The organism is Streptomyces sp. NPDC051913 (assembly GCF_044593635.1).
Classification (GTDB): domain Bacteria; phylum Actinomycetota; class Actinomycetes; order Streptomycetales; family Streptomycetaceae; genus Streptomyces.
This window is the reverse complement of the sequence record NZ_JBIUCI010000022.1, coordinates 1-19,293: the sequence shown is the minus strand read 5'-3', so window position 1 is coordinate 19,293 and position 19,293 is coordinate 1. Positions and strand designations below refer to the sequence as shown.

The 19,293-nt window shown below is 71.6% G+C and carries 19 protein-coding genes and 1 pseudogene; 11 read left to right on the top strand and 9 right to left on the bottom strand.

All coding sequences use genetic code 11. The features are described from left to right. Positions 1–10: 10 nt before the first annotated feature. From ACIHIX_RS41140 to ACIHIX_RS41105, 8 genes are read right to left on the bottom strand one after another with little or no spacing between them, the layout of a single operon-like run. On the bottom strand, positions 11–829 hold the full coding sequence (locus tag ACIHIX_RS41140; RefSeq protein WP_399965670.1) for an NAD(P)-dependent oxidoreductase: 819 nt from the start codon (positions 827–829) through the stop codon (positions 11–13). Between the two features lie 31 nt (positions 830–860). Next, on the bottom strand, positions 861–1,364 hold the full coding sequence (locus tag ACIHIX_RS41135) for a DoxX family protein (RefSeq protein WP_399965799.1): 504 nt from the start codon (positions 1,362–1,364) through the stop codon (positions 861–863). A 5-nt stretch (positions 1,365–1,369) separates the two neighbouring features. Continuing rightward, positions 1,370–2,260: an alpha/beta hydrolase gene (locus ACIHIX_RS41130; protein WP_399965668.1), complete on the bottom strand. Its 891-nt coding sequence runs from the start codon at positions 2,258–2,260 to the stop codon at positions 1,370–1,372. Continuing rightward, complete coding sequence (locus ACIHIX_RS41125) at positions 2,257–3,900, bottom strand: thiolase C-terminal domain-containing protein (protein ID WP_399965667.1); 1,644 nt, start codon at positions 3,898–3,900, stop codon at positions 2,257–2,259. The genes ACIHIX_RS41130 and ACIHIX_RS41125 overlap by 4 nt, the downstream gene beginning before the upstream one ends. Positions 3,901–3,916: 16 nt before the next feature. Next, complete coding sequence (locus ACIHIX_RS41120; RefSeq protein WP_399965666.1) at positions 3,917–5,275, bottom strand: cytochrome P450; 1,359 nt, start codon at positions 5,273–5,275, stop codon at positions 3,917–3,919. Positions 5,276–5,311: 36 nt separating this feature from the next. Then, entirely contained in the window at positions 5,312–5,503 is a 192-nt protein-coding gene (locus ACIHIX_RS41115; RefSeq protein WP_399965665.1) for a ferredoxin, read from the bottom strand. 25 nt (positions 5,504–5,528) lie between these two features. After that, a complete protein-coding gene (locus ACIHIX_RS41110; RefSeq protein ID WP_399965664.1) occupies positions 5,529–6,389 on the bottom strand; it encodes a mycofactocin-coupled SDR family oxidoreductase in 861 nt (286 codons plus the stop codon). Positions 6,390–6,425: 36 nt separating this feature from the next. After that, positions 6,426–7,223, bottom strand: a complete 798-nt coding sequence (locus ACIHIX_RS41105) for an NAD(P)-dependent oxidoreductase (RefSeq protein ID WP_399965663.1) — start codon at positions 7,221–7,223, stop codon at positions 6,426–6,428. Between the two features lie 219 nt (positions 7,224–7,442). On the opposite strand from ACIHIX_RS41105, the gene ACIHIX_RS41100 reads away from it, so the two are divergent. From ACIHIX_RS41100 to ACIHIX_RS41085, 4 genes are read left to right on the top strand one after another with little or no spacing between them, the layout of a single operon-like run. Next, entirely contained in the window at positions 7,443–8,891 is a 1,449-nt protein-coding gene (locus tag ACIHIX_RS41100) for an aldehyde dehydrogenase family protein (protein WP_399965662.1), read from the top strand. Continuing rightward, positions 8,888–10,099 carry a CaiB/BaiF CoA transferase family protein gene (locus ACIHIX_RS41095; RefSeq protein WP_399965661.1) on the top strand — a complete coding sequence of 404 codons (1,212 nt, stop codon included), beginning with the start codon at positions 8,888–8,890 and terminating at the stop codon, positions 10,097–10,099. Before ACIHIX_RS41100 ends, ACIHIX_RS41095 begins: the two co-directional genes overlap by 4 nt. 25 nt (positions 10,100–10,124) lie before the next feature. Continuing rightward, a complete protein-coding gene (locus ACIHIX_RS41090) occupies positions 10,125–10,961 on the top strand; it encodes a TauD/TfdA dioxygenase family protein (RefSeq protein ID WP_399965660.1) in 837 nt (278 codons plus the stop codon). Continuing rightward, entirely contained in the window at positions 10,958–11,716 is a 759-nt protein-coding gene (locus tag ACIHIX_RS41085; protein WP_399965659.1) for an SDR family NAD(P)-dependent oxidoreductase, read from the top strand. The genes ACIHIX_RS41090 and ACIHIX_RS41085 overlap by 4 nt, the downstream gene beginning before the upstream one ends. A gap of 35 nt (positions 11,717–11,751) precedes the next feature. On the opposite strand, the gene ACIHIX_RS41080 is transcribed toward ACIHIX_RS41085, so the two are convergent. Further along, positions 11,752–12,471 (bottom strand): enoyl-CoA hydratase/isomerase family protein, encoded by a 720-nt coding sequence (locus tag ACIHIX_RS41080; RefSeq protein ID WP_399965658.1) that lies wholly within the window; start codon positions 12,469–12,471, stop codon positions 11,752–11,754. A 98-nt stretch (positions 12,472–12,569) separates the two neighbouring features. Here ACIHIX_RS41080 and ACIHIX_RS41075 point away from each other — a divergent pair, with 98 nt between their 5' ends. The 7 genes and pseudogenes from ACIHIX_RS41075 to ACIHIX_RS41045 all read left to right on the top strand — a co-directional run. Then, a complete protein-coding gene (locus ACIHIX_RS41075) occupies positions 12,570–14,102 on the top strand; it encodes an AMP-binding protein (protein WP_399965657.1) in 1,533 nt (510 codons plus the stop codon). A 38-nt stretch (positions 14,103–14,140) separates the two neighbouring features. Beyond that, on the top strand, positions 14,141–15,319 hold the full coding sequence (locus ACIHIX_RS41070) for an amidohydrolase family protein (protein WP_399965656.1): 1,179 nt from the start codon (positions 14,141–14,143) through the stop codon (positions 15,317–15,319). Continuing rightward, entirely contained in the window at positions 15,316–16,749 is a 1,434-nt protein-coding gene (locus ACIHIX_RS41065) for a FadD3 family acyl-CoA ligase (RefSeq protein ID WP_399965655.1), read from the top strand. The genes ACIHIX_RS41070 and ACIHIX_RS41065 overlap by 4 nt, the downstream gene beginning before the upstream one ends. 58 nt (positions 16,750–16,807) lie before the next feature. Further along, positions 16,808–17,074 carry a hypothetical protein gene (locus ACIHIX_RS41060; protein ID WP_399965654.1) on the top strand — a complete coding sequence of 89 codons (267 nt, stop codon included), beginning with the start codon at positions 16,808–16,810 and terminating at the stop codon, positions 17,072–17,074. 132 nt (positions 17,075–17,206) lie between these two features. Further along, on the top strand, positions 17,207–18,397 hold the full coding sequence (locus ACIHIX_RS41055) for a CaiB/BaiF CoA transferase family protein (protein WP_399965653.1): 1,191 nt from the start codon (positions 17,207–17,209) through the stop codon (positions 18,395–18,397). A gap of 16 nt (positions 18,398–18,413) precedes the next feature. Beyond that, on the top strand, positions 18,414–19,160 hold the full coding sequence (locus tag ACIHIX_RS41050) for a GntR family transcriptional regulator (protein WP_399965652.1): 747 nt from the start codon (positions 18,414–18,416) through the stop codon (positions 19,158–19,160). 17 nt (positions 19,161–19,177) lie between these two features. Then, positions 19,178–19,293, top strand: a pseudogene (locus tag ACIHIX_RS41045) (electron transfer flavoprotein subunit beta); the annotation flags it as partial.

Genomic DNA, 19,293 nt, shown 5'->3' with positions numbered 1-19,293 from the left:
CCCAAGGGCCTCAGCGCGCGCTGTTCATCCGCTCCAGCGCCTCCTCCGCGGTCGCGGTGACGACCCCGGGGGCGGCGCCCGCGGCCGTGGCCACGTCCCGCACCAGCCGGACGTCCTTGCGCAGCAGAGGCCCGGCGTGCGCGGCGATGCGGTCGAGCGTGCCGCCCGCGGCGGTGACCCGGTCCAGGGCGAAGCTCCGACCGCTGCCGTGGGAGACGACCTGGGCCAGGGCTGCCGGGTCGACGGCCAGTTCACGGCCGAGGGCGAGGGTGCTCGCGGCGGTGGCCAGGTTGGCCGTGAACAGCAGGTTGTTCAGGAGCTTGGCGACCTGCCCGGTGCCCAGCGGGCCCATGTGCACGATCGGGTCGGCGTACGCCGCGAACACCGGACGGCAGTAGGCGACCGTCCCCGGCTCTCCCCCGGCCATCACCACCAGGCGGCCTTCGGCAGCGGCCGGGCCGCCCCCGCTGACGGGCGCGTCGATCAGGGTGACGCCGTGGCCGCGGGCGCGGTCGGCGAGGCGGCGGCAGGTGTCAGGGTGGACGGTGCTGTGCACGGCGACGACCCCGCCCTTGCGCAGCCCGGCCAGGACGCCGGACGTGCCGGTGAGGATCTCCTCCACGTCGGCGTCGTCGACCACGCACACACAGACCAGGTCGCTCACGGACGCCAGTTCCGCGGGCGACCCGGCGCGTCGCGCGGCGGTGCCCTCGAAGGGCAGCAGGGTCGCAGGGCGGCGGGCCCACAGGGTGGTCGGGTAGCCCGCGTCGACGATCCGGCGGGCCATGGGGGCGCCCTGGCTGCCCAGGCCGATGAAACCGACGCGCATCAGCCTGCCTCCTGCTCGGTACCGACGTGCATCAGCTCTCCTCCTGCTCGGTGGGCCGGGGGCGCCAGAACACCGCGAGCAGTCCGGCCGTCGCCGCCACCGCGGCCCCGAGGGCGAGGGCGCCGCCCGCCCGTCCGGTGACGTCGATGCCGCTCGCCTCGTCCACCGAGATCCCGCCCGGTCCGAGTACGGCCAGGGCGAGGGCGACGACGGCGAGCGTGAGCACGTACTCGTAGCCGTCCTTGAAGACGAAGAACCCGTTGCGGCGGTGGGCGAGCAGGCCCGCGACGAGCATCACCGAGATGACGGCCGCGCAGGCGAGCGGGGTGAACAGGCCGAGCAGGAGCAGGACTCCGGCGCCGATCTCGGTCAGGACGCTCAGCCAGGCCTGAAGGGGGCCGTTGCGCAGACCCAGGCCGGTGAACCAGCGGGCGGTGCCCTCGATACGGCCGCCGCCGCGCCAGTGGTTGTGGCCGTGCGCGATCATCACCAGGCCCAGGGTCAGGCGTACGAGCAGCAGCGCGAGGTCGTCCATGGGGCTCAACCCGCCTTTCCTCGCGAGGAGTCGGCGTGCGCGTTCTCCCGGGCCACCGCGCACTCCTCGGCGAACGAGAGAACTCTGAGATGGTAGGCGCGGGCCGCGTTGCCGAGGCTCAAGTTGTGGCCGCTGTCGGGCTGTTCGTACGTCAGGACGCGGGGCGCGGCGGTGAACATCGACCCGATGACGGCGAGGGCCTCGGGGCCCGAGTTCCAGACCGCTTCGTGATCACCCAGCGTGTAGCCGACCGGAACCCTCACCCGGGCGGCGAGTTCGGGGAACTCCTCCACCCATGCGCGTGCCTCGAACTCGTAGTCCGGCGAGGGGGCGCCGATGGCGGTGCCGCCGAAGACGTCGGCCGGGTAGAGCCGGCTCGGCCCCCACAACAGGTCGCGCATCCGGCGGCGGGCGGGGCGGCGGACGCCCGGCTCGCCGTGTTCCGCCCAGCGCGCCGAGAAGCGGGGGTGGTGCTCGCGTCCGGTGCCCGCGATCTCCAGGCCCAGCAGGGCACGGCCACGCTCCTCGGCCGCCATGCGGATCGCCAGTTCACTGCCCGCCGAGTGCGCCATGAGGAAGACGCCCGCGCCGTGGGGCCGGGTGGCGAGCAGTCCGTCGAGGGCCGCGTACATCAGGGCGACCCGGTGGTCGGGGTCGGTCAGCTTCTCCTGGTGGGCGTGTGAGGCGCCGTACCCGGGCCGGTCGAGGGCCAGTACCGAGAAGCCGAGGGCCGACCCCGTACGCAGGAGGGAGAGGCGGGGGCGGCCCGGGCAGTCGAAGTACGCGGAGTCGGTGCCGCCGCCGTGCAGGGCGAGGACGACGGCGCGGGGGTGCGGCGCCCAACTCGCCCGGTACGACAGGGGGATGCCGTCGATGTCGAGGGAGCCGTGGATCACGTGTCCGTCCTGAGGAGTAGGACTCCGCTGGGGGTGAGCCCGCCGGAGCTGACGACGGCGACCCGGGCGCCGGGCACCTGACGGGCCCCGGCCTCGCCGCGGAGTTGGACGATCGCCTCCTGGACCAGGCCCATGCCGTGGGTGCGGCCGTGCGAGAGCTGGCCGCCGTGGGTGTTCAGGGGCAGTACGCCGTCCCGGGCGATGTTCTTCCCGCCGTCCAGGAAGTCCTTGGCCTCGCCGATGCCGCAGAAGCCCAACGCCTCTATCCAGGACAGGCAGTTGAAGGTGAAGCCGTCGTAGAGCTCGGCCACGTCCACGTCGGCGGGGCGCAGGCTCGTCCGGGTCCACAGGTGGGCGGACTGGCCGAGGACCTGGGGTTCGTGGGTGAGGGTGCTCTGGTCCCAGGCGAGGTGCTCGGTGATCTGGGTGCCGACCGCCTCGACGAGGACGGGCGGCTTGGCGAGGTCGCGGGCGGCGTCGACGGCCGAGACGATGACGGCCACGGCTCCGTCGCAGGGCACGTCGCAGTCGTAGAGCCCGAACGGGGTGGTGATGGGCCGGGCCTGGAGATAGTCGTCCATGGTCATCGGGTCGCGGTAGATCGCGGTCTCGTTCAGGGCGGCGTTGGCACGCTGGTTGAGGGCGATCCAGCCGAGGGTCTCGCGGGTGGTGCCGTAGCGGTGGAAGTGGCGCTGCGCGTTCTGGGCCAGGGTGTGGGCGGCGGAGGTGGCGCCGAAGGGCCTGAGCCAGCCGGCGTCGGGGCTGCTCGGTGGCGGTAGCTGCCCGCGCCTGATCAGATCGGCGTACGACGCCTCCCACAACGTACGGAAGCAGAGCACATGTCGGGCGAGGCCGCCGGCCACGGCCAGCATCGCGGCGATGAGGGAGCCGCCGGGACCGAAGGTCTCGCCGCCGCCGTTGTGCCAGGTGGGGCGGAGGCCGAGGGCGGTCTCCAGGGCCGTGACGCCGCCCTCGGCGAAGCCTCCGTACGAGCCGGCGCCGGGGTAGGTGGCCAGGCCGTCGATGTCGTCGAGGGTGAGGCCCGCGTCGGCCACCGCGCGTTCGCAGGCCTGGACGGTGAGGGAGAGCGGGTCGACCAGCAGCCGGCGGCCGAGTGAAGAGGCCCCGACACCGGTGAGGGCGACCTTGTCCTCGAACTTCTCCCGGGTGGCCATGGGACGGACGCGGGGTGTGATCTCGTCCTCGGGGAGGGGTCCCGGTTCGCCCTGTTCGGCGGCCGGGCGGAACAGCGGCAGCCACACCTCGCCGGCCTGCTCGAAGACGACCTCCATGCGCAGGCCGAGGGCGAGGTCGTCGGGGTCGCACTCGACGGCGTTGGTGGTGAGCCGGACCCGGGGGTCCTCGTCGAGGGCGACCTGGGCGACGACGTACGGGGCCGGGAGACCGGGCAGGCCGAAGCGGTGGTTGACGGAGAAGCCGATGAGCGTCGCGCGACCGGAGACGGTCCGTACGCCCAGGGTCCGTGCGCGGCAGTGGCGGCACACCGGTTGGGGCGGGTGGATCAGGGCGGAGCAGGCCGTGCACTCCTGGATCCGCAGCCGTCCGTCCTCCCCCGACGTCCAGAAGAAGGCGTTCTGGTCGGTGAGTCGGGGAAGCGGACGTCCCGGGGTTACGGCCACGTGGGCCTCCTGCCTCTCAGCGGGTGATGTGCGCGCGGCCGGCCCGTACCGTGACGGGCTCGGCGAGGCGTTGTTCGTCGCAGGCCTTCTGGAGGATCTCCAGCGTCTCGTCGAGTGAGGGGCCGAGGCGCTTGCCGGGGGTGAAGGTCGCCGGGAGCTGGCGCATGCCCTGGATGATCCCGATGGTCTCGTAGTGGACCGTGCCGTCGGGGTCGCAGCGGTAGTCCGGCATACGGTCCAGGACGGCCGTCACCATGCGCTTGAAGACCGTACGGGCGACGTTGGAGCCGATGCAGCGGTGGATGCCCAGGCCGAAGCTGCTGTGCCGGTTGCCCTTGCGCTCCAGGTCGACCCGGTCGGGGTCGGGGAAGACGGCCGGGTCCCGATTGGCCATGGCCCAGGACAGCCACAGGCGTTCGCCCTCCTCGAAGCGCTGGCCCGCGATCTCGCAGTCGGCGGAGATCGTGCGGCCGTCGCCGGGGGCGGGGGCGAAGTAGCGCAGGAACTCCTCGGTCGCCGAGTCCAGCAGGGACGCCCGCTCGCGGCTGAGCCGGTCCCGCTCACCGGGATGCTGCGACAGCCACTCCAGGGCGTGTGCGGTGAGGGCCGTCGTGGTGTCGAAGCCGCCGCCGATGAGCAGCGCCAGAACGCCTGTCAACTCCTCGTCGGGCGGGGTCCTTCCGTCGATCTCGGCGTGCACGAGGGCGTCGACGAGTCCGGGCCGCGGCTTCTGGCGGACCTCCTGGATGGACAGGTACAGCGCCACGCCCATGTTCCGGCTCATCTCCGCGACCCGGGGCATGTCCGGGGAGTTGGGCGGGGTGTAGACGGAGGCGTGGGCGGGTTCGTTGTAGACGGTCCAGTCCTTGAGGGGAATGCCCATCATCGCCAGGGTGAGGACGGCCGGGACGATGTTGGCGAGGTCATCGACGAAGTCGATGTGCCCTTCCTCGATCCGCTCGTCGAGGCAGGCGCGCACCACCTCGTCGACGAAGGGGATCCAGCGGGCGACGGCCGCCGGGGAGAGGTAGGGGTTGAGGGTCTGGCGGTAGTGGCGCTGTCCGGGCGGGTCCATCTCCAGGAAGCCGCCCTGCACTTCCCGCGCGCGGGGCGGCGACGGGATGGTGATGCCCTTGTAGCCGCGCCGCTCGCCCTTCACGTCGTGGTCGTTGGACAAGTACTCGGCGGACCGGGCGAGTTCGAAGACCTCGCGGTTGCCGCTGGCGACCCAGTGGCCGTCGTGGGCGTCGGTCCAGGCGATGGGGCACCTGGAGTGGAGTTCGTGGGTGATCTCCTCGAAGCGGTGCCGGTACTCGGGGGTGTGGCGGTCGAAGTCCACCCGGTGTTTCTTGCGGTCGTCGTCGGCTTCCGTCACTGGGGCTCTCCTCTCAGAAGAACCGGGCCTGTCCCGTCAGTAGATCTGGATGGCCCGTTCCGGGCACGAGTGCGCGGCTTCCCGCACGTCGTCCTCCTGGTCGGCCGGCACGTCCTCGCCGACGGCCGAGGAGTGGCCGTCGACCTCGTCCAGCTGGAACGCCTTGGGAGCGGTCATCCAGCAGAGCGTGTGGCCCTGGCAGCGCTCCGGATCGACACGGACCTTCACTGCTTGTCTCCCTCGGTCATGGGTTTCAGCGGCGCCAGTCGTACCACTTGAGGTAACCGCCGGCGTCGACACGGAGTTGGGTGCCGGTGATGTAGCGGGCCTCGTCGGAGGCGAGGAAGACGACGGCGTTGCTGATGTCGATCGGTTCGACGTACGGGATCGGCATGGCCTGCTGCACGGCGAACACGGGCTCGGCGTCCTGCCGGGTGGGGTGGTCGAGGTCGGGGCGGAACGACTTGTACATGGGGTCGCTCTGGAGCATCCGGGTGTCCACGTTCGTGGGGTGGATGACGTTGGCGCGCTGCCCCGACGGGGCCAGGTTGCGGGCGAGTTCGTGGACGTACTCGGACAGCGCGCGCTTGGCGTAGGCGTATCCGGCACCACCTGGGTTGGCGCCCGGGGTCTCGACGATGCCGTGTTCCATGAGGGCGGCGGTCGAGCCGGTGGCGATCACGGAGGCGCCCTCACGCAGATGCGGCAGGGCGACCTGGATGGCGTTGATGCTGCCGATCAGGTCGACGTCGATCGCGTCGCACCAGGCCTGGAGCTTGGGTTCACCGTGCAGGGGGGCGATCCCGGCCTGGGCCACGACGATGTCCAGCCCGCCCAGTTCACCGAGACCGGTCTCCAACGCGCCCCGCAGCTGGGCGACATCACGCACGTCCGCCTGGAGGGCGACGATGCGCCGACCCTGTTCCTCGACGAGCCGGACCGTCTCCTTCAGGTCCTCCGGCGTGGCCATCGGGTAGCCGACGGTCTCGTAGTCGCGGCACAGGTCGACCGCGATGATGTCGGCGCCCTCCTCGGCCAGGCGTACGGCATGGCTGCGGCCCTGGCCACGGGCGGCGCCGGTGATGAACGCGACCTTGTCCTCGACTCGTCCCATGGGCGGTGTCCCTTCGTCTCGGGTCGTACGGGTGGTTCAAGGGGTGCCGGCGGGCATCGCCCCATCGATGGCCCGGGCCAGAATGCCCAGGTCGGCGCCCAGGTCGGCGGCGACCGCGCGGACGACGTCGAGGTCCTTGCCGAGGAACTCGGCCGTCGCCCGGGCGAACTCCGCCACCGAGCCGCGGCGTCGGGCCCCGGCGAGCGCGCGGCTCGACGCGCTGCCGTGGGCGAGGGCGTCCAGCAGGAGCGACTCGTCGACCCCCAACCGCGCGCCCAGCCGGGCCGCTTGGGCGAGCAGCCCGATCTGGGCCGCGAAGACCGTGTTGTTGACCAGCTTCACCCGCTGGCCCGCCCCCAACGGGCCCACGTGCAGCACCGGGTCGCCGTAGCTGTCCAGTACGGGCCGGATCCGGTCGACGGTGTCGTGGGCGCCGCCCACGAAGAGGGTGAGGTGCCCTTCGGCGACGTCGGGCGGGCCGCCGCTGACCGGCGCGTCCACCACGTCGACGCCGCGGTCGGCGATCGCCTCGACGGTGTGCGGGCTGCCGGTGGTGTGGACGACGAGGACGGCATGGGCCGGCATGGCGGCCAACAGAGCGCTGTCGAGGCAGACTTGGCGCACCTGTTCGTCGGTGTGGACACAGACGAGCACGACGTCGGCGCCCTCGCCGGCCTCGGCGACCCGGCCGACCACCCGCGCCGGCTCCGGGGATAGCGCGGCACGGGAGGCGGCCGACCGGCCCAGCACCCGCACCTCGTGTCCCGCTTCCGCGAGCCTGCGCACCATGGGCCGACCCATGCGACCGGCCCCGATGAGCCCGACGCGCGTCATGATCCGCCCCCACCCTCAGGCACAAGAATCTCCCTTCCGAATGCGAGAACCCTACTTTCAAGTCCACTCACCCGGAAGTACCGTGTGGCGAATTTATGTCAGCGCGTGACACGAGCGACTGATCCAGACCGGGGTCGTGACGCGGAAGTTGGGTCACGCTAGTGTTCTCTCAATCCGAGAACGTCATTTTCATCGGAAGGGGACGGGATGCTGGACGGGATGCCACCCCCGAACAGGCGGCTGCTCATCGACGGACGGCTCGTGCGGGCCGACCGGACGTTCGCCTCGGTCAACCCGGCCACCGGCGAGGTCGTCGGCGAGGCCCCCGACGCCACGGCCGAGCAGACCGACGCCGCCGTGGCGGCCGCCCGCCGCGCCTTCGACACCACGGCCTGGTCCACCGACACGAAGTTCCGCGTCCACTGCCTCGACCAGCTCCATCACGCGCTCACCCACCATCTGGAGGAGCTGCGGGAGTTGACCATCGCCGAGGTCGGCGCGCCCCGCATGCTGACCCATGGCCAGCAGCTCGACGAGCCGGTGGGCCTGGTCCGCTACTACGCCGACCTGCTGGGGACCCACCCGCTCACCGAGGATCTCGGTGTCGTCGAGTACCTGGGGCAGCTGCACCATCGCTGGGTGGAGAAGGAGGCGGGCGGCGTGCTCGCCGCGATCGTGCCGTACAACTACCCCGTCCAACTCGCCCTCGCCAAGCTGGCCCCGGCGCTCGCCGCGGGCTGCACGGTCGTCCTCAAGGGCGCCCCGGACACCCCGCTGATCACCCTGGCCCTCGGCGAACTCGTGGCCGCGCACACGGACATCCCGCCGGGCGTGGTCAACGTCCTGACGTCGTCGGACGCGGTGACCGGTGAACTCCTCACCACGCACCCCGACATCGACATGGTGAGCTTCACCGGCTCCACCGCGACCGGCCGTCGCATCATGGCCGCCGCGAGCGGCACGGTGAAACGGGTCTTCCTCGAACTCGGCGGCAAGTCCGCCCTGATCGTGCTGGACGACGCGGACTTCGCGGCGGCGGCCCGCTACGCGGCGTACATGATCTGTCTGCACGCGGGCCAGAGTTGTGCGATCACCTCCCGGATGCTCGTACCGCGCGCGCACCACGACGCGATCGCCCATCAGGTGGCGGCGGCGCTCGACCGGGTCCGGTACGGCGACCCCACGCACCCGAAGACCTACATGGGCCCGCTGATCAGCGAGCGGCAGCGCGAGAAGGTCGACGGCATGGTCCGGCGGGCCGTCGCGGCCGGGGCGACCCTGGTCACCGGCGGCAGGCGGATCGACCCGGGCTTCTACTACACCCCCACCCTGGTCACCGGCGTGGACCCGGCGAGCGAGCTGGCGCAGGAGGAGGTGTTCGGTCCCGTCCTCGCGCTCATCCCCTACGACGACGAGGACGACGCGGTCCGCATCGCCAACGACTCGGCGTACGGGCTGTCCGGCGCGATCCACGGCGCCGACCAGGAACGGGCGATCGCCCTGGCCCGGCGGATCCGCACGGGCACGTTCAGCGTCAACGGCGGCAACTACTTCTTCCCCGACACCCCGTTCGGCGGCTACAAGCAGTCCGGGATCGGCCGGGAGAAGGGGGTCGACGGTCTGGAGGAGTTCATGGAGCGCAAGACCTTCGGGGCGGTGGTCGTATGAGCACCGGTCCCCTGAGCGGCATCCGGGTGCTGGAAGTGGCGATGTACGGCTTCGTGCCGTCGGCCGGTGCCGTGCTCGCCGACTGGGGCGCGGACGTCGTCAAGGTGGAACACGCGGTCAACGGCGATCCGCAGCGCGGACTGCGGCAGACCGGCACCTTCAAGGTGGAGGGCGACCCGAACCCGAACGTCGAGCACGCCAACCGCGGCAAGCGCAGCATCGGCCTCGACATGGCGACGCCGGAGGGCCGGGAGCTGCTGTACGAACTGGCCCGCCGGGCGGACGTCTTCCTCACCAGCTTCCTGCCCGCCACCCGGCGGAGGTTCGCCATCGACGTGCCCGACATCCGCGAGGTGAACCCGCGGATCGTCTACGCCCGCGGCAGCGCGCTCGGCCCGCGCGGCCAGGAGGCGGAGCGTGGCGGCTACGACATGACCGCCTTCTGGGCCCGGGCCGGCACCGCGGCCAGCCTCACCCCGCCCGGTGTCGAGGGAATGATCCCGCCCCCGGGGCCCGCCTACGGGGACACCATCTCCGGCACCAACCTGGCGGGCGGGATCGCGGCGGCGCTGCTCCAGCGGGAGCGGACCGGGGAGGCCTCGGTCGTGGACGTGTCCCTGCTCGGGAGCGGGGTGTGGGCCCTGGGTCACGGCATCGCGCTCTCCGTCCATCTCGACAGGCCCATGATCGCGCCGCCGGCGGGAGCCCACGGCTCCCCCACCAACCCGCTGTCCGGCCTGTACCGCACCGCCGACGACCGCTATCTGGCGTTCGTGATGATGCAGCCCGGCAAGTTCTGGGCGGACGTGTGCCGGCACATCGACCGGCCCGAACTCGCCGACGACCCGCGGTTCTCCTCGGCCGAGGCGCTCGCCGAGCACACTGCGGACGCCGTGAAGATCCTGCGCGAGGTGCTGGCCGGGCGGACGCTCGCGGAGTGGACCGAGCGGTTCGCCACGCTGGCCGGCCCGTGGGCCCCTGTCCAGGACTCCCTCCAGGTGAGCGCGGACGCCCAGGTCCGGGCGAACGAGTACCTGGTCCGAGCCGGGGAGCTGGAACTGGCCGCGAGCCCGGTCCAGTTCGACGTCGGCGCCCCGACGCTCGGCCCGGCCCCCGAATTCGCCGCGCAGACCGAGGAGATCCTCCTGGAGCTGGGCCTCGACTGGGAGCGGATCGCACAGCTCAAGACCGCCGGAGCGGTGACCTAGTACCCCCGTCGCGAAAGGAACGTCCATGGCAGTCACCGTCACCGAACTCACCCCGACGACGGGCGTCGAGATCACCGGCCTGTCCGGGAGCCGGCTGGTCGACAAGGCCGTCGCCGAGGAGTGCCGGGCCGCGCTGGACCGGCGCGGCGTCGTGGTCTACCGCGAGGCGCACCTCGACGACGCCGATCTGGTCGCCTTCAGCAGGCTGCTCGGCCGGGTCGTGCCGCTCCCGATGGGAGGCCATCCCACCCACCCCGAGATCCAGCGCATCACCCGCGACCCGTCGAAGAGCCCGCTGGCCGCCTACCGGGAGGGCACCTTCCACTGGCACATCGACGGCACGACCGACGAAGTCCCCAACATGACGACGCTGTTGACGGCACGCCAGATCTCGGCGGACGGTGACGGCGACACCGAGTTCGCCAACACCTTCGCAGCCTACGAGGCGCTTCCCGCAGAGGAGCAACGGGAGTTGGACGGTCTGCGGGTCGTCCACAGCTTCGCCGCCTCCCAGTTGCTGGTGACCCCCGACCCCTCCCCCGGGGAACGCGCGGCCTGGGACCGCAACCCGGCCCGCGAGCAGCCGCTCGTGTGGACCCGCCCCGGCGGCCGCAGGTCGCTGCTGATCGGCGCCACGGCCGGCGAGGTGGCCGGCCGTCCGACGGACGAGGGCCGGGCCCTGCTGAACCGTCTCCTGGAGTGGGCGACCCAGCCGAGGTTCACGCTCCGTCACCGGTGGCGCCAGGGCGATCTCGTCCTGTGGGACAACACGGGCATGCTCCACCGGGCCCTCCCGTACGGCAAGGCCTCCGCCCGGCTGATGCACCGCACCTCGCTCGCGGGCGTGGAGGCGGTCGCATGACCGGGCAGCGGCGTACGGCGCTGGTCACGGGCGGCGGTTCGGGCATCGGCCGCGCCATCGCCCTGCGGCTCGCGGAGGACGGCTTCGCCACGGCCGTCCTCGACCTCGACACCGAGGCGGCCGAGCGGGTCGCCGCCGAGGCGCGGCAGAAGGGGCACGCGTCGCTCGCCGTCGGCGGGGTGGACGTGTCGGACCGTGCGCGGGTCGACGAGGCGGTACGGCAGGTGCGCGACGCCCTGGGCCCGGTGCTCGTCCTGGTGAACAACGCCGGGGTGTCCGCGACCGAGGGCTTCCTCAGGATCACCGACACGTCGTGGAACCGGATCATGGCCGTGAACCTCAACGGCCCGTTCTACTTCTGCCAGGCCGTGGTGCCCGGCATGAAGAAGGCGGGCTGGGGCCGGATCGTCAACATCTCCTCGTCGAGCGCCCAGTCCGGCCAGCCCTACATGACGCACTACGTCGCCTCGAAAGCCGGTCTGATCGGCCTGACCAAGTCCCTGGCCCTGGAACTCGGCCCGGCCGGCATCACGGTGAACACCATCCCGCCGGGCTTCGTCGACACACCCATGCTGCGAGCCTCGGAGGAGCGCGGCTTCCTCGGCGGCTCGGTGGACCATCACGCCGAGCTGACTCCGGTACGACGGGCGGGGCGTCCCGAGGACATCGCGGCCGCCTGCGCCTTCCTGGTGTCCGAGGAGGCCGGCTATGTCACCGGGCAGGTGATCGGCGTCAACGGGGGGCGGAACACCTGAGCGGCGGCCATGCCGGAGCCAGACGCCTTCCCCCGTCACGTGCCTCGGGTCAGCACCCGGTCCGCCGCCGCCCAGTGCGCGTCGCTCACCCAGAGCCGGGCGAAGGCCGCCACCGCCTCGTCCGGCGACGCGGTGCCCGACACCACCTGCTTGATCGCACCGGCCGGGGCGGTGGCGAGCGAGCGGGCCAGGGTCCGCCAGCTCTCCTCGAAGGAGGCCCGGGGCACCACCTGGTCGACGAGTCCGAGGCGCTGTGCCTGCGTCGCGTCGAGGACGGTTCCCGTGCCCGCCAGCATGAGGGCCCGTCCCCGGCCGACGAGGGCGGCGAGCCGCTCCGCCCCGCCCCACGCGGGCATGATGGCGAGGCACACCTGGTTGAAGCCGATCCTGATGTCGTCCGCGGCCACCCGGATGTCGGCGGCGACGGCGACCTCGGCACCGCCGCCCAGGGCATGGCCGTTGAGCGCGGCGACGACGGGGCCGGGGAAGGCGGCGATCCGGTCGCAGATGCCCCGCATCCGCCGGGCCATCGCCGCCGCCTCGTCCTCGGTGCGCAGAGCGGCGAGTTCCTTGAGGTCGCCGCCGGAGACGAACGCCCGCTCCCCCGCCCCCCGCACGACCAGCGCCCGAGCCCCCTCCGCGGCGTCGAGCGCCTTGTCCAACTCGCCCATGGTGTCGAGGGAGATGGCGTTGCGGGCGTGGGGGCGGTCGATCGTGAGGACGGCGAGGCCCTCGTCCAGTTCGAGGTCGACCATGCGATTTCCCCCTGACGATATTGGTGTTCTCGCAGAGCGAGAATAGCGTATGCACCGCCGATCCGAGCCCGGCCCGGAGCACTGGAGGGAGCACGGAGATGCGAAGGATTCCCGTCGAACTGGTCAAGCGCTACGAGGCCGAGGGGTGGTGGACCCAGGACACGCTCGGCGACCTGCTGGCGCGCGGCCTGGCGGCGGCGCCCGACACCGTCTTCCGTGTGCATTCGGACGTCCGCCCCTGGTCGGGGACGTTCCGGGAGGTCGAGGAGGTCGCGCGCCGGCTCGCGGGCGGGCTGCGCGAGCGGGGCGTGGGGCCCGGCGACACGGTGGCCTTCCAGTTGCCCAACTGGATGGAGGCCGCCGCCGTGTTCTGGGCCTCGGCGCTCCTCGGGGCGGCCGTCGTGCCGATCGTCCACTTCTACGGGCGCAAGGAGGTCGGTTACATCCTGGACGCGGTCCGGCCGAGCGTGTTCGTGGCCGCCGAACGGTTCGGCCGGCTGGAGTTCCAGCCCGATCTGTGCGCGGACGTGCCCGTGGTCGGGGTGGTCGGCCGCGACTTCGACGAGCTGCTGAGCGACACCCCGCTCCCCGGCGCCCTGCGCACCGATCCGGCGGGCCCGGCCCTCATCGCCTTCACCTCCGGTACCACCCGGGACCCGAAGGGCGTGATCCACAGCCATCAGACCCTCGTTCACGAGACCCACCAGCTCACCGCGAGCTACCCGCCCGACCGCGGCCACCAGCTCACCGCGGCCCCGGTCGGTCACTTCATCGGCATGGTGAACGCGTTCCTGATCCCGGTCCTGGAGGGCTCGCCGGTCCATCTCACGGACGTCTGGAACCCGGGCCGGGCGCTGGAGTTGATGACCCGTCACGATCTGCACATCGGCGGCGGCGCCCCGTACTACGTGACGAGCCTCCTCGACCACCCCGACTTCGGGCCGGACCATCTGCGGCACATGCGGTACGCGGGGCTGGGCGGCTCATCGGTCCCGGTGGCGGTCACGACCCGGCTGGCCGGTCTCGGGATCCAGGTGTTCCGGGCGTACGGCAGCACCGAGCACCCCTCGATCACGTCCTCGCGCTTCGACGCGCCCGAGGCCAAACGCCTCTTCACGGACGGCAACGCACGGCCGGGCATCGAGCTGCGGCTGGCCGAGGACGGCGAGATCCTCAGCCGTGGACCCGACCTGTGCCTCGGCTACACCGATCCGGACCTGACCGCCCGGGCCTTCGACGACGAGGGCTGGTACCGCACCGGCGACGTCGGCGTCCTCGACGAGGACGGCTACCTCACGATCACCGACCGCAAGTCCGACATCATCATCCGCGGCGGCGAGAACATCAGCGCCCTGGAGGTCGAGGAGATGCTCCTCGCCCTGCCGGGCGTCGCGGAGGCCGCGGTGGTCGCCGCCCCCGACGCCCGGCTCGGCGAACACGCCGCCGCGTTCCTGCGCATGCTGCCGGGACACACCACCACCCTCGACGCGATGCGCGCCCACCTCGACAACTCCGGTCTGGCCAGACAGAAGTGGCCCGAGGAGCTGCACCTCGTCGAGGACTTCCCGAGGACGGCGAGCGGCAAGGTCCAGAAGTTCCGGCTGCGGCACGACATTGCCGTACGCACATGAAGAGAATACGATTCTCTCAATTCGCCAAGGAGGGTCTCATGACGTCGCGTGCGCTGCCGTATCCGCTCTTCGACGCGGACAACCACCTCTACGAGACCGAGGAGGCGCTGACCAGGCACCTCCCCAAGCAGTACGAAGGCGCGATCGAGTACGTCCAGGTCCGGGGCCGCACGAAGATCGCGATCCTGGGCCAGATCAGCGAGTACATCCCGAACCCGACCTTCGAGGTCGTCGCCCGGCCAGGGGCGATGGAGGAGTACTTCCGGGTCGGCAACCCCGACGGCAAGACCCGCCGGGAGATCTTCGGCGAGCCGATGCGCTCGATCCCCGCGTTCCGTGAACCGGGCCCGCGCCTGGAGCTGCTGGACGAACTCGGCGTACAGCGCACGCTGATGTTCCCGACGCTGGCCAGCCTCATCGAGGAACGGATGCGCCATCACCCGGAGTTGATCCACGCGGTGATCCACTCCCTGAACGAGTGGCTGTACGAGACCTGGTCGTTCAACTACAAGGACCGCATCCTCACCACCCCCGTGATCACCCTGCCGATCGTCGACAAGGCGATCGCGGAGCTCAACTGGGCGGTGGAGCACGGCGCGAAGGCCATCCTCGTCCGGCCCGCCCCGGTGCCCGGGTACGGCGGCTCGCGGTCCTTCGCGCTGGAGGAGTTCGATCCGTTCTGGAAGCGGGTCGTGGAGACCGGTGTCCTGGTCGCGATGCACTCCTCCGACAGCGGCTACGCCAAGTACACCAGCGACTGGGAGGGCGGCGGGGGCGAGATGCTGCCTTTCAAGCCCAACGCGTTCCGCGCGGTGTCCGAGTGGCGGCCCATCCAGGACGCGGTCGCCGCGTGGGTGTGCCACGGCGCGCTGTTCCGCTTCCCCGAGCTGAAGATCGCCCTGATCGAGAACGGCTCGTCATGGGTGGCGCCGCTGCTCGACCAACTCGCCGACGTCCACAAGAAGATGCCGCACGAGTTCCTGGGCGACCCGGTCGAGGCGGTCCGCAACAGCATCCACGTCAGCCCGTTCTACGAGGAGGACCTGGGCGGTCTGGTCGACCTGATCGGCGTCGACCGCATCCTCTTCGGCTCGGACTACCCGCATCCGGAGGGTCTGGCCCAGCCGACCTCGTACGTCGACGCCATCCAGGGGCTGTCCGTGGCCGACCAGGCCAAGATCATGGGCGGCAATCTGGCCCGGCTGATCCCGGCATGACCTGGGACTCCGTCCCGCGGATGGTGCTGAGCGCCGCCGACCGCTTCGGTGCTGCCGAGGCGGTCGTCGACGGCCCGCTGCGGCTCACGTTCGTCGAACTCGCCGAGCGGGTACGGAAAGCGGCGGGCGCGTTCGCCTCGCTGGGCGTCGAGAAGGGCGACCGGGTCGCCGTCTGGGCGCCCAACTCCGCGCAGTGGATCGTCGCCGCCTTCGGGCTGCTGACCGCGGGCGGGGTGCTGGTGCCGGTCAACACCCGCTTCAGGACGGCCGAGGCGCACGACATCATCACGCGCTCCGGCGCGAAGGCGGTCCTGGTCCAACAGGGATTCCTCGGCACGGAGTTCACCGGACCGCGGGGAGTGCCGGTGATCGACCTCGGGTCGGACTTCCTCGACAGCGGAACGCCCTTCGAGCGTGCGGTGAGCGGGTCGGACGTCTGCGACATCATCTTCACCTCGGGCACGACCGGTCGCCCCAAGGGCGTGCTGATGAGCCACGCGCAGAACCTGCGGCTCTTCGCCGAGTGGTGCGAGCTGGCCGATCTGCGGGAGGGCGACCGCTATCTGATCGTCAACCCGTTCTTCCACATGTTCGGCTGGAAGGCGGGGCTGATCGCCTCCCTCATCCGCGGTGCGACGATCCTGCCGGTCCCGGTCTTCGACGTGGACCACGTCCTCGACCTGGTCGAGCGGGAGCGGGTGACGATGCTGCCCGGGCCGCCCACGCTCTACCACTCGCTGCTGGCGGCGCGGGCGAAGGGCGGCCGGGACCTGTCCTCGCTGCGGGCCGCCGTGACCGGAGCGGCGGACATCCCGGTGGAGCTGATCCGCCGGATCAGCGAGGAACTGCCGTTCCGCACGATCATGACGGGCTACGGGCTCACCGAGGCGGGCACGGTCACCGCGTCCCGCCCGGGTGACTCCTTCGACGACATCGCCACCACCGTCGGCACCCCCTGCGCCGGTCTTCAGGTCCGCGTCGCGGACGACGGCGAGGTCCTGGTCCGCGGCTACAGCGTCATGCTCGGCTACCTCGACGACCCCGCCGCCACCGCCGAGGCGATCACCCCGGACGGCTGGCTGCACACCGGTGACCTGGGCACACTCGACGCCGAAGGCCGGCTGCGGATCGTCGGCCGCAAGAAGGACATGTTCGTCGTCGGCGGCTTCAACGCCTACCCGGCCGAGATCGAGGGCTTTCTGCTCCAGCACCCCGCCGTCGCCCAGGCCGCGGTGGTAGGCGTCCCGGACGCCCGGCTCGGACAGGTGGGCAAGGCGTTCGTCGTACGGCACTCCCCGGTGTCGGCGGCGGAGCTCATCGACTGGAGCCGGGAGCGGATGGCCGGCTTCAAGGTGCCCCGAACCGTGGAGTTCCGGGAGGAGTTGCCGCTGAACGCCACGGGCAAGGTGTTGAAGGACCGATTGCGATGAGGCTCGTCGCGCCACCGACGAGGTCTGTCGCGCCACAGCGGGAGAACGGAGAACCATCGTGACGACCCACCACACCGCCGACCTGACGGCGGACCTGTCACCGGCACACATAGAGCGGCTGGACGAGGAGATCATCGCCCTGCTGGCCCGCCGCCGCGCCATGGCCCAGGAACTCCCTCCTCCCGCGCGTGCCCGTGCCGTGGACCCCGAGTTCGTCGAGACCGTCAAGGAGATCACGGACCGCTACCGCCAGGAACTGGGCGGCGCCGGGGAACTCGTCGCCCGCGCGGTGATGGTCCTGTGCCATCCCGCTCGCCCGTCCTGAGCACGTGAGGGAGGAGGGGGCGCGTGCGGGACCGCGCACCCTCCCACCGGGTCCGCCCCGGCCGGTGTGTGGCGCGTGCCTCAGCGGGGACGGGTTGTCAGGGGCGGAAATCTGGCCGTACAAATGGGCCTCATGAGCGTACCGAAGCTTCCCCTCGCCGGGGTCACGGTCGTCAGCCTGGAACAGGCCGTGGCCGCCCCCTACGCCACGCGGCAGCTGGCCGACCTCGGGGCCAGGGTCATCAAGGTGGAGCGCCCGGGCGACGGCGACTTCGCACGCCGGTACGACACCACGGTGCACGGCCACTCCAGTTATTTCGTCTGGCTGAACCGCTCCAAGGAATCCCTCACGCTCGACCTCAAGGACCCCCGGGGACTGGAGATCCTGCGCGGACTCCTCGACGGCGCCGACGTCTTCGTACAGAATCTCGCCCCCGGAGCGGCCGACCGGCTCGGCCTCGGCACGGACGCGCTCACCGAGCGGTATCCACGGTTGATCCCGTGCACGATCTCCGGGTACGGCACCGACGGCCCGTGGACGGACCGCAAGTCGTACGACCTGCTGGTGCAGTGCCAGACCGGGCTGGTGTCGCTGACCGGAACGCCCGAGGAGTCGGCGCGGGTCGGTATCTCCGTCGCCGACATCGCGGCCGGGATGTACGCCTACACGGGCGTCCTCACCGCCCTCTACACCCGCGCCACCACCGGAACGGCGCACGCGGTGGAGGTCTCGCTCTTCGAGGCGCTGGCCGAGTGGATGGGCCAGCCGGCCAACTACACCCGCTACGGCGGTGCCCAGCCCCCGCGCCTTGGCACCCAGCACGCCACGATCGCCCCGTACGGCGCCTTCACGGCCGCCGACGGCGGGGACGTGCTGTTCTCCATCCAGAACGAGCGCGAATGGGCCGTCCTGTGCGCGGAGTTCCTCGGGAACCCCGGCCTGACCGGCGACCCGCGCTTCGCCACCGGTTCCGACCGGGTCGCCCACCGCGACGAGATCAACGCGATCGTCGCCGAGCGCTGCGCGCGCTCCGACGCCGAGGAGATCCTCAAGGACCTGGAGGACATCGGGATCGCGTGCGCAGGGGTCAACGACGTGGCCGCGTTCCTCGACCACCCGGTGCTCGCCGCCCGCGGCCGCTGGCGCGAGGTGGGTGTGCCGGGCGCGACCGTCCAGGCCCTGCTCCCGCCGGCCGACCTCGCGGGACTGCCCGCGCGCATGGACCCCGTACCGGCCGTCGGTGAGCACACGGACGCGATCCTCCGGCAACTGGGCCGTACCGACGACGACATCGAGGCGCTGCGCGCCGACGGTGTGGTCTGAGGGAGGGCCGACACCGATGGCGGAGCAACCGCAGCGGGAGAGCACCTATGCGCGGCTCGCCCGCGAGCTGCGGAGTGCGATCCTGCGGCACGACTACCCGGACGGGGTGCGGCTGCCGACGGAGGCCGAGCTGGCGGAGCGGTACGGGATCAGTCGGCAGACCGTGCGCCGGGCTTTCCAGGACCTGGTCGCCGAGGGGCTGGTGCACCGCGTGCCGGGCCGCGGCACCTTCGCCACGCCCCGCGACGAGCAGTACCTGCGGCAGTTCGGGTCGGTGGACGACCTGATGGGGTTGTCCGTCGACACCCGTATGCGGGTCGTCACCCCCCTGCACCGGCGGGTCGACGTGGACGCGGCGGGCCGGCTGGGTCTGCACACGGACCGGGTGCACAAGCTGGCGTTGCTGCGGCTGCACGAGGACACCGTGTTCTGCCACACCGCTGTCTATCTGCCACCCGCCGTCGGCCGGCTGCTGGAGTCCGTTCCGGAGCTGATGCTGCCGGAGGCGCCCAGCACGCTCACCGTCCTCGGCCTGCTCGACGGCCGGCTGCCCGAGCCGATCGCCGAGGCCGAGCAGAGCATCACGGTCGCGGAGGCCACTCCCGATCTGGCCGAGCACCTCGGCTGCGAGCCCGGCCGCCCGCTGCTGCGCATCGACCGCGTCTACCTGTCGGCCGACGGACACCTCGTCGAGCTGGCGATCAGTCATTTTCTGCCCGAGCACTACTCGTACCGCGTGCGGCTGCGGCGCAGCGGCACGTAGCCAGAGGAGCGATTGCTGTGAGTCTGAAGATCGTCGTGACCGTGAAGTACGTGCCCGACGCCACTGGCGACCGGCACTTCGCCGATGACCTGACCGTCGACCGTGAGGACGTGGACGGGCTGCTCTCCGAGCT

What these genes read in the sequence shown, in the direction of transcription:
- ACIHIX_RS41140 (WP_399965670.1), bottom strand. Translation starts at nt 829, where the DNA reads ATGCGCGTCGGTTTCATCGGCCTGGGCAGCCAGGGCGCCCCCATGGCC.
- ACIHIX_RS41135 (WP_399965799.1), bottom strand. Translation starts at nt 1,364, where the DNA reads ATGGACGACCTCGCGCTGCTGCTCGTACGCCTGACCCTGGGCCTGGTG.
- ACIHIX_RS41110 (WP_399965664.1), bottom strand. Translation starts at nt 6,389, where the DNA reads ATGGGACGAGTCGAGGACAAGGTCGCGTTCATCACCGGCGCCGCCCGT.
- ACIHIX_RS41105 (WP_399965663.1), bottom strand. Translation starts at nt 7,223, where the DNA reads ATGACGCGCGTCGGGCTCATCGGGGCCGGTCGCATGGGTCGGCCCATG.
- ACIHIX_RS41100 (WP_399965662.1), top strand. Translation starts at nt 7,443, where the DNA reads ATGCCACCCCCGAACAGGCGGCTGCTCATCGACGGACGGCTCGTGCGG.
- ACIHIX_RS41095 (WP_399965661.1), top strand. Translation starts at nt 8,888, where the DNA reads ATGAGCACCGGTCCCCTGAGCGGCATCCGGGTGCTGGAAGTGGCGATG.
- ACIHIX_RS41090 (WP_399965660.1), top strand. Translation starts at nt 10,125, where the DNA reads ATGGCAGTCACCGTCACCGAACTCACCCCGACGACGGGCGTCGAGATC.
- ACIHIX_RS41085 (WP_399965659.1), top strand. Translation starts at nt 10,958, where the DNA reads ATGACCGGGCAGCGGCGTACGGCGCTGGTCACGGGCGGCGGTTCGGGC.
- ACIHIX_RS41080 (WP_399965658.1), bottom strand. Translation starts at nt 12,471, where the DNA reads ATGGTCGACCTCGAACTGGACGAGGGCCTCGCCGTCCTCACGATCGAC.
- ACIHIX_RS41075 (WP_399965657.1), top strand. Translation starts at nt 12,570, where the DNA reads ATGCGAAGGATTCCCGTCGAACTGGTCAAGCGCTACGAGGCCGAGGGG.
- ACIHIX_RS41070 (WP_399965656.1), top strand. Translation starts at nt 14,141, where the DNA reads ATGACGTCGCGTGCGCTGCCGTATCCGCTCTTCGACGCGGACAACCAC.
- ACIHIX_RS41065 (WP_399965655.1), top strand. Translation starts at nt 15,316, where the DNA reads ATGACCTGGGACTCCGTCCCGCGGATGGTGCTGAGCGCCGCCGACCGC.
- ACIHIX_RS41055 (WP_399965653.1), top strand. Translation starts at nt 17,207, where the DNA reads ATGAGCGTACCGAAGCTTCCCCTCGCCGGGGTCACGGTCGTCAGCCTG.
- ACIHIX_RS41050 (WP_399965652.1), top strand. Translation starts at nt 18,414, where the DNA reads ATGGCGGAGCAACCGCAGCGGGAGAGCACCTATGCGCGGCTCGCCCGC.